General features: G+C 36.9%; 10 protein-coding genes. All 10 read left to right on the forward strand.

Going from position 1 to position 8,625, the window contains the following annotated elements; all coding sequences use genetic code 11:
* The first annotated feature begins 58 nt into the window (after positions 1-58).
* The 10 genes from A2536_03455 to A2536_03500 all read left to right on the forward strand — a co-directional run bounded on the left by A2536_03455 (position 59) and on the right by A2536_03500 (position 8,575).
* On the forward strand, positions 59-766 hold the full coding sequence (locus A2536_03455) for a hypothetical protein (GenBank protein ID OGF47119.1): 708 nt from the start codon (positions 59-61) through the stop codon (positions 764-766).
* A 34-nt stretch (positions 767-800) separates the two neighbouring features.
* Entirely contained in the window at positions 801-2,498 is a 1,698-nt protein-coding gene (locus A2536_03460) for a hypothetical protein (protein ID OGF47120.1), read from the forward strand.
* Positions 2,488-3,012 (forward strand): hypothetical protein, encoded by a 525-nt coding sequence (locus A2536_03465; GenBank protein OGF47121.1) that lies wholly within the window; start codon positions 2,488-2,490, stop codon positions 3,010-3,012. The genes A2536_03460 and A2536_03465 overlap by 11 nt, the downstream gene beginning before the upstream one ends.
* Positions 3,013-3,187: 175 nt before the next feature.
* Positions 3,188-3,427, forward strand: coding sequence for a hypothetical protein (locus A2536_03470; GenBank protein ID OGF47122.1), 240 nt, complete (start codon positions 3,188-3,190; stop codon positions 3,425-3,427).
* The gene (locus tag A2536_03475; GenBank protein OGF47123.1) at positions 3,409-3,867 is read left to right on the forward strand and encodes a putative toxin-antitoxin system toxin component, PIN family; all 459 of its coding nucleotides are present in this window, start codon (positions 3,409-3,411) and stop codon (positions 3,865-3,867) included. The genes A2536_03470 and A2536_03475 overlap by 19 nt, the downstream gene beginning before the upstream one ends.
* Positions 3,868-3,994: 127 nt before the next feature.
* Positions 3,995-4,435 carry a hypothetical protein gene (locus A2536_03480; GenBank protein OGF47124.1) on the forward strand — a complete coding sequence of 147 codons (441 nt, stop codon included), beginning with the start codon at positions 3,995-3,997 and terminating at the stop codon, positions 4,433-4,435.
* Between the two features lie 11 nt (positions 4,436-4,446).
* Positions 4,447-5,451, forward strand: coding sequence for a hypothetical protein (locus A2536_03485; protein ID OGF47125.1), 1,005 nt, complete (start codon positions 4,447-4,449; stop codon positions 5,449-5,451).
* 317 nt (positions 5,452-5,768) lie between these two features.
* The gene (locus A2536_03490; protein ID OGF47126.1) at positions 5,769-6,254 is read left to right on the forward strand and encodes a hypothetical protein; all 486 of its coding nucleotides are present in this window, start codon (positions 5,769-5,771) and stop codon (positions 6,252-6,254) included.
* A gap of 166 nt (positions 6,255-6,420) precedes the next feature.
* Positions 6,421-7,785 carry a hypothetical protein gene (locus A2536_03495; protein OGF47127.1) on the forward strand — a complete coding sequence of 455 codons (1,365 nt, stop codon included), beginning with the start codon at positions 6,421-6,423 and terminating at the stop codon, positions 7,783-7,785.
* 10 nt (positions 7,786-7,795) lie between these two features.
* Positions 7,796-8,575 (forward strand): hypothetical protein, encoded by a 780-nt coding sequence (locus A2536_03500; protein OGF47128.1) that lies wholly within the window; start codon positions 7,796-7,798, stop codon positions 8,573-8,575.
* Positions 8,576-8,625 lie beyond the last annotated feature (50 nt).

The following is an 8,625-nucleotide window of genomic DNA, read 5'->3' on the forward strand; positions in this document are numbered from 1 at the left end:
GTCACAGAAATTGCAGGAATTCCTCAAGAAGGAAAAAGTACGTATTTTTTCCTTGTAGTTGATCAATTTATTGAGCGTTTTTAAGGCGCCCGATGAATCTGGCAGCTACAAAATTACGAAAATAACCGTCATGAGGAATTTCTTAGATGTTATTATAAAAACGCTGGATTCCGGCTCTGAGTCCGGAATAACAAAGGAAAACATGCGAACAGAGGGGAAGATTCAAAGTACTCCAAGAATATATCTGCTGACAGCTTGGACTATAATGCGCAGCCCGTTCTTTATGATTACTTTTTCTTTCGCACTGTTTGGTCTGGGTATTGTGTTATTGAATAAAAAAGAAGTTTTAGAGGGTTTCGTACATTTCATGACAGTTGTTTTGGGCAGCATTCCGGAAATTGTTACATGGGTAATAGTATCTGATGAATTTATAGCGGCTTTCACTGTTATATCTGTTTTGTTATGCTTCTTTACGTTGTTCATTGAAAAGTCCTGGGCTGTTTTAGTAATCGGTATTATAAATATTATAATAAGTGTTTTTATTTATATTGTGAGATTGAGCCACTTGGCTTTTATTCCGTTATTTCTTAGTGCATATCCTTTATTGAAGTACGCTCTTTTACCGGGAAAATATAAAAAAAATATGAAAATAGTCCTTTTTAGACAAATACCTTTTACGCTTTTAATAGTAATCATTTTTTACATGTTCGCATTTTATTGCCTTGTTCCAGGGGGGATTTTCAGCGGGTGGAGTTGTACGGATTAAGTTGATTATCATTAATAAATGTTCAGGAGGTTTTATGCATGATATGGGGTGGATTATACTTGGGATCGTTGTAATATTAGGGATACCCTCGGCGATTACTTATGTTATTGTCAGGATGGTGATGTTGCGGTCGAGGGGGAGATGGCTTCAGGGGCAGATACGGCTCTGGGAGGAAGGGAAGATAATAACGCCGGATCAGACGGATGCGATACTTTCTTTCAATAAGATTAACAGGGCGGTGCCTAAAAGGAAAATTGATATGATACGGATTATCACTTTGTTCGGGGCTGTCTTTATCGGGATCGGACTCATATTTCTTGTCGCGAGCAACTGGCAGGATATTCCTGCGCATGTCAGGACGGCTACACTCCTGATACTTACTATCGGCACGCTCTGGACAGGGTACTTCCTCTCTTACGAGAACGGGAAATATCCCATCCTCGGGAAAAGTTTGATAGTTCTTTCTTCTATTCTTTGGGGAGCGACTTTGGCGCTTATTGCGCAGATATACAATCTGAGCTCTGACGGGAGCTGGGTAATCCTTATTCTTTGGGCTGCACCTTTACTTCCGCTCACGTATTTTCTCGACAACGAGTACATATATATACTTGCCTCGGTATTATTCGGTATCTGGAACATCTCTTTCAGCGTTGGGAAGAGCTTGCCCAATTACTACTATCCCGGGATAGTTTTCTTATGTCTTTTCCCACTGGCGAAGAAGTTTGAAAAGGGTCTGGCGCTTAACCTTGTCGGTCTCTTGATTGGTGCTTTTTACGCAGCTGCTATGAAATATGTCTACGTCCCTTATGAGATTTTCCTCGGGCTTATCGTTTACTACCTTGCAAAGCTCATAAAACCGCCGCTCACCGAAGAGTTGTTCCTGGTCTTTTCAAGCGTAGCTTTGCTTGCTTCCGGTATCGGCTTTAGCGCATCAGTTGATTTCAAGTCCCCGGATTATATCTTTATAATCCCGCTTGTTCTGATGTTCTTCTTGTCATATAAGAATAAAGCAAAGGCAAGCTTGGGTATAAACATCCTTAATGTGATGGTCTGGCTGAACTTCCTTATTGCAGCTGTCGTGAATACGTACAAACTGAAAGCCGGTGCGATTGCGAGCGGGAGTTTTGAGATATTCCTCGGAGTCATTATCTATCTTATCGGCATGGTTCATGAAAACAAAGAAGAAGATAAGGATTACGGTAACATCTATAAAATATTCGGCTTTATGATTGTCTTCGGAGTGCTCTATTTCCTTTCGTTCAACGAGATACACGATAAAGAGGTACTCAAAAACAATTTTATGACCAACATTTCCTTTGCTCTGGCAGGTCTGAGTGTCCTCGGCTTTGTGTATATATATGTAAGCGGGTTTTTGAAGACAAAGCAGGCAAAACTCGAAGCGCTTGCGGTCGGACTTGCAGTCATCGGCACGGCCATTATGCTTTTGAACAGCGGAACGCCGAAAGCCAATGTGGTTGTAGCCAATGCGGTACTTGTAGTTATCGCCGCCGTTATGCTATTTTTCGGAATGGAAGTACAATCCCCGAAGATTTTTAATTCCGGCGTTGCCACTTTGATCTTGTTTATCGCCACGAGGTACATGGATGTCTTCTGGAAGCTGAAAGAAAAGTCGCTCTTCTTTATAGTCAGCGGTATTTTGTTTATCGCGGGAGGCATTTTCCTTGAGAAGAAGAGAAAGGGAATTGTAGGGAGGATGAAAGATGAAAAATAGAATAGTCCTGATAGTTGTCTCGGCGTTATTCGTTGTCATAGCACTTGCCATGATATATTCAAAAGAAAAAGTCCTGACCGAAGGCGCTGTGATAGAGCTTGAAACCCAGCCCGTTGATCCCAGAGACCTCCTCCGCGGCGACTATGTGATACTCAGCTATAAAATAAATAATGTCAGCTTTGATAAAGATTTCGGCACGGTAACTCCCGGGAAAGAAGTGTTCGTACAGCTTGAAAAAAGGGGGAAGTATTGGGAAGTCAAGAAGGCATATTCCGATGTTCCTCAGGATGGAGTGTTTATTCAGGGCATAGTAAAAGAAAACAGATGGCAGCGAAATAGAGTTGATTACGGTATCGAAAGCTACTTCGTCCCCGAGGGGAAGGGCAAAAAAATAGAAAATCTGATGGGCTGGAACACCAAAGACAAGATTACGGTCGAAGTCGCCGTAGACAAAGAAGGCAAAGCCGTTATAAAACAGCTTTTATTGAACGGCCAGCCGTACAGCTTCAAATAATTCAATGATGAATATTGTAGTTGCCCGATTAAGACCGTTCCGGCTAAGGCGGGCGCTCAATGAAATTGAGCAACACATTTTTAACTCGAAGGTTGGAAAGAAGGGTAATGTATCATTACTACATTACTTGACAACAGCATTACTGTATTGTATAATATGATTAGAGGTGACTAATATGCTTGTGAAAAAGACATATAAAAACCAGATTACGCTTCCGAAAGCGCTTTCTGACAGGTTTCCGGGAGTTGACTACTTTGAAGCTAATGAGAATGAGACGGGTTATATTGTTTTAAAACCTGTCAAAATGATGCCTTCAAAGGAATCAAACGCTGAAATAGTGAAGAACAAAATAGCTAAACTCGGTATTAACGAAAAAGATATCGAAAAGGCGATAGAATGGGCAAGAAAGAAATAATTCCCGCCGGAGGTATCACTTTAAAAAAGCTAAAAGTTGTTATTGATACTAATGTATTTATCTCTTCTGTCCTTTTCCGCGGTAAATTAGAGGTGCTTGTGAAAAATTGGAAAAACGGCACTTTTGAATATTTGCTTTCCAAAGAAGTTTTAAATGAATACATACGCGTTCTGCATTATTCGAAGTTTGAAATAAATTCTGTGGAAATTAAGGAAATTGTCGACGAAGAACTTCTTCCTTACATAACTCCTGTTGTAATCCACACTAATATTAAAGTTGTTAAGAAAGATCCCGCTGATGATAAGTTCTTTGCTCTTGCCATTGCTGGTAAAGCTGATGTTATTGTCAGCGGGGATATCCATGTTCTCTCTATTAAAAAGTATAAAGCAATAGCGGTCTTAAGTCCTTTAGATTTCATAAAAATGCTGAGGGCCGGATAAAAAGGCACTATATATAAATATCGGTTCTCTTCGTTATACCGAATCTTTTTGCTTTCTTCTAAGTGTTTGTGTATATATAATATGGTTAACTTATAAAACAATATGATATTTACAGAGGAGGGGGATATTGCATAATTTATCGGTTCCGCTTATAGTAATGGCATCGGTCAATTTTTATGTTGGGATGTACTACTTTTTTCTGTATATAAAAAGACCTCAGGTCAAGGAACATCTTCCTTTTAGCTTTTTATGTATCTGCGCAGGACTTTATGATGTATTTAGTGTCGGCCTGTATAATTCTCTTTCTGTTGATCAGGGTGTTATTTGGCAAAGGCTTCAGATTAATACAATTGGGTTTATTTCTGTATTTTTTGTATGGTTCATCAATCTGCTTACTGAACAAAAAAGTAACCGTTTTGTTAAGATAGTTGCGGCTTGCTATGCGTTAATATTTATTGTTTCTGCTCTGGTAAGTCCTGAACTTTCAGTTACTTCTTCGAGACCGGCAATTAAACATGCTGGCTTCTTTGATATATATATAAAATTACTTATTATGAATGTGAAATAGGTCTTATTTATATGATTGAAACACTGTTTACGGCTGCCTTGTACCTATACCTTATTATTCTTACTATCCAGTTTCACTTGAAATCAAAGTCTCGTGTCTTTCTTATAGTTATCATTAGTTTATTCGTATTCTTTTTTGGTGTTGTAAACGACATCCTGGTCGGTCTGCAAGTCTATTCTTTTATTTACGTGAGCGAATACGCATATTTTTCTATTATTATGGCTATGGCTTATACCCTGCTTGATAAATTTATCGGAGTTCAAACGGCTTTTGAAGAATTAAATACCAAACTTGAACTTAAGGTGCAGGAAAGAACAAAAGAAAATGAGAATTTGCATGATAAGCTTCATCAATCGGAGAAGATGGCTGCGGTCGGTCAGCTGGCGGGTGGAGTTGCGCATGAAATAAATAATCCGATGACCATAATCCTTGGCTATGCGCAGATTGTTTTAAAACGAGTAAAAGCCGAGGATCCGGTGTCAAAGCCGCTCCTAGCGATTGAAAAAGAAGCAATAAGATGTAAGAAACTTATTGATAATCTGTTAACATTTTCAAGAGCATCTAAAATGGTAAAACAATCGGTGAGTGTTAATAAAGCAATAAAAGAAGCTATAGCGCTTATTGAAGTCCAGACAAAAATAAGGAACGTTGAGATTGTTGTGACTTATGGGGAGAACCTGCCGGATACGCTGATAGATGTGAATCAGATCCAGCAGATAATGATAAATCTTTGTAATAATGCAATGGATGCAATGCCGGAGGGAGGGACGATAAAGGTAAATACTGCCCAGGAGGATAAATTCATTAAAATCACCGTTGCTGATACCGGGATGGGGATTTCTGAAGAGAATAAGAAGAAATTATTCGAGCCGTTTTTTACCACAAAAGAAGTCGGAAAAGGTACCGGTTTGGGTTTAAGTATCTGTTATGAAATAACGAAGAAGCACAATGGTGAAATATCCGTAGATAGTGAGTTGGGCAAGGGTACAACTTTTACAATACGATTACCGAAATAAAGCGGAGTACAGAAGACGGCGGAAGAAGAAGTACGGAAGACAGCAAGAGAAAAATGGTAATTGTATCAGAAAAAGAGGCTAATAATTTGCTAATCTCTTCATAATATCCAAAATACTACCTGAATTGCCAATATAATACATGCGCTTGACAGGAAAGTAAAAGAAACGGTGATACCTTTCAGGGAAAACCTGACACTTGCCCAGGTGAGTGATGTACATTTTGGGGTTGTGAACGGACCTGAGTACCTTGCCGAACTCGTAAAAGAATTAAATGGACTGAACCCTGATGCGGTTTTGTTCACGGGAGACCCTCGTTGATGGTACGACGCATATCGATAAGGACACTACTTCCGCTGAAACAACTAAAGGCGCCTGCCTATTTTGTTTCAGGCAATCATGATTTTATTGATGGTTTGGAAATTGTCTACAGAGCAGTTGAAGAATCCGGTGTAACAGTACTTGATAATAAAAGTATAGAACTAAAAGGTGTTCAGCTGGGAGGGCTTAGCTTTGCCTTTAATAAGGTGAATTTGAAAAAAGAGCTGCTCTCTCATGAGCCGAAGGGAATTAAAGAAATTGAAGCTGCAGGGATAGACCTCATGCTATCCGGACACACACATGGGGGGCAGATAATACCTTTTAACTTCCTGGTGAGACTGCCTTATGGATATATGTACGGTTTGTACAAAATAGGAACTCTTACGCTATTTGTTTCCTCCGGCTGCGGTACCTGGGGCCCCAAGATGCGGCTGGGTACGGATAGTGAAATTAGCCTGATTTTGCTGAGGCAGAAATCAGGTTAGACGCTATTATGCGCAGAAAATCAGCGAAAGCTCAATATTCTCAGATCTTTACTCCTGCTCTTGCGCTTCTGACCATCCGAGCATCTGTTCCTCTATCCCGTTTCGGACTTGTTATTAACTCTCCAAATAGATATAATATTTAATATGACAGATTACGGTAAAAATAATGAAGAATAAAAATATCCTTATATTTATAGTGCTTCTGGTAAGTTTCATCAAGGGGCTAATGTGGATTGCCTTGATTCCTCTATTTGACACGCCGGATGAGCCGGTGCATTTTGATTATGTTCAGAAAATAGCAGAAACTAATAAGATATTTTTTAATAAATATGATAAGAAAGATATTTATCAATCTGAAGAAGTTGATTTAGCTGCTAAATACAGCGGTTTAATGAGAATTTATCATTCCCGGTTAAATAAAATTAATTTTACCGGAAACGAAACAGGCGAGAACGAGAATAGGATTAATACTCTTCCTGTTTGCTTAAGAAGAACAAATACAAATATATCAGCCATTTCCATACAATATCCTCCGTTATATTATATGTATTCCTCCATCCCTTATAATATATTTTATAACAGCAGTATTATCACAAGAGTGTTTGCTGTCAGAATATTCTCCTTGTTATTGGGCTTGTTGACGATATTTATGGTATATAAAATTGCCGGGTTGATATTTAATAAACAAAAATATATACCTGCTTTTATATCGCTGTTGGTCAGTTTTAATCCTATGTATACTTTTATCTCAGTATCGGTTAATAGCGATAACTTGTTAACCCTGCTTTTTACGCTTTTTCTCTATTATTATCTAAAAATATTTTTAACTAAATATAAAATAAGAGATGTAATATTTTTATTATTTGTGCTGTTACTGGGAATTTTTACGAAGCAGCAATTTGCATTAAGCTTAATAATTCTGTTTATCCCGTTTTGTTTTGCAAAAGAATATCCGTTAAAAACTAAAATAATCGGCGGAGTTGTGTGTTTTTCCTTTTTGTTCTTAGCAGTGTTGAATCTGAAGAATAACTTTCCTGTCCCTGTATTTATCGAAAAAATAGGAAAGGTGTACGAGTATTTTCATGAAGATTTTATTCCGTTTTTCTTTGTCGATATGCCCTATTCATTTTTTGGCGATTTTGGTTGGTTAAATTTGCCGATTCCTCCCCTGGCTTCAAGGGTTTTATTGGTTCTTTCGGTGACTTGTATATTATTCTATATTTTTGATATATATAAGGCTGTTTTCAAAAAAAGACCGTTTTTACCGTTAAAAATACATATTCTTTTATTAATTCCGCTTGTTATATATACAATGAGTCTGGTTTACATTGATTGTAATATAAAATTTGGATTACAGGGAAGATACTTTTTCCCGATAATAGCGTTTATTTATATTTGCATGACTAGCGGTTTATTAAGCGTAGTATCAAAAAAAGATCATGTAAAATATTTGGCAGTAATATCCGTAACGGCTGTGTTATTTAATATTTATTGTTTGATGATTATTATTTTACCAAGATACTATTTGTAAAGGGAATGCTATGCTGAAAATACTGTTTAAAAGTATTATTATCTCCTTATTGCTTTATGCCGCTATAATATTATTTGTGAAATCAGAGGTGCATAATACGGATATTCCGGTACAGGATGCGAATATTCAAGAAGTTGCAATAAGCAGTAAGGATCCGATAATAAAAATCAAGCAAGTATTTATTCCAAAGGAGAATAATTTAAGCAGGATCAATATTATGTTTTGCAATAATTGGAGAAGGAATAATGAAGGGATTACTTTTAAAATAATAATAAACGCATTAATAGCGAAATTTAAAGATCCTGCAGTCTTCAGTCTCTATGATAGCAGGGAGGAAAAGTTATTATACCGGAAAAACTTTAATATATTTTCAAATAATATATTTCTTAAAAATAAATTAAGAAATCAATGTTTTTCTTTTGACCCGGTAAAAGATTCAAAAAATAAAGAATTTTATTATGAAATATCTTTTATTAAACCGGTTGGTTTTGAAAATATAACAATGCTGGAATCAGATACTGTGTATGTTAAAAGCAGGTTATTTGTAAATGATCGTTTAATAAAAGAGAAAAGCACGGTATTTTCAACCTTTGTTACCATAAAAATAATTGGTTTTCATGAATTATTGAACAGAATGAGTCAGTATAAACCCTGGTTTTTTAAGACAATATTTCTGTTTTTTTTGGCCTATTTGTTTATTCTAAGCAGTGTATTTATTATGATGATACTAATTGATTTATATTGCAAAAATTCAGATGAGTTAATGTCAAATGTTGTGTTTGAGAAGTAGCGAGCATCCTTGGTTACAAAACCTCCTTTCTTGAAAAATCTGAACTTTTA

The sequence above is a fragment of the Candidatus Firestonebacteria bacterium RIFOXYD2_FULL_39_29 genome, assembly GCA_001778375.1.
Classification (GTDB): Bacteria; Oederibacteriota; D2-FULL-39-29; order D2-FULL-39-29; family D2-FULL-39-29; genus D2-FULL-39-29.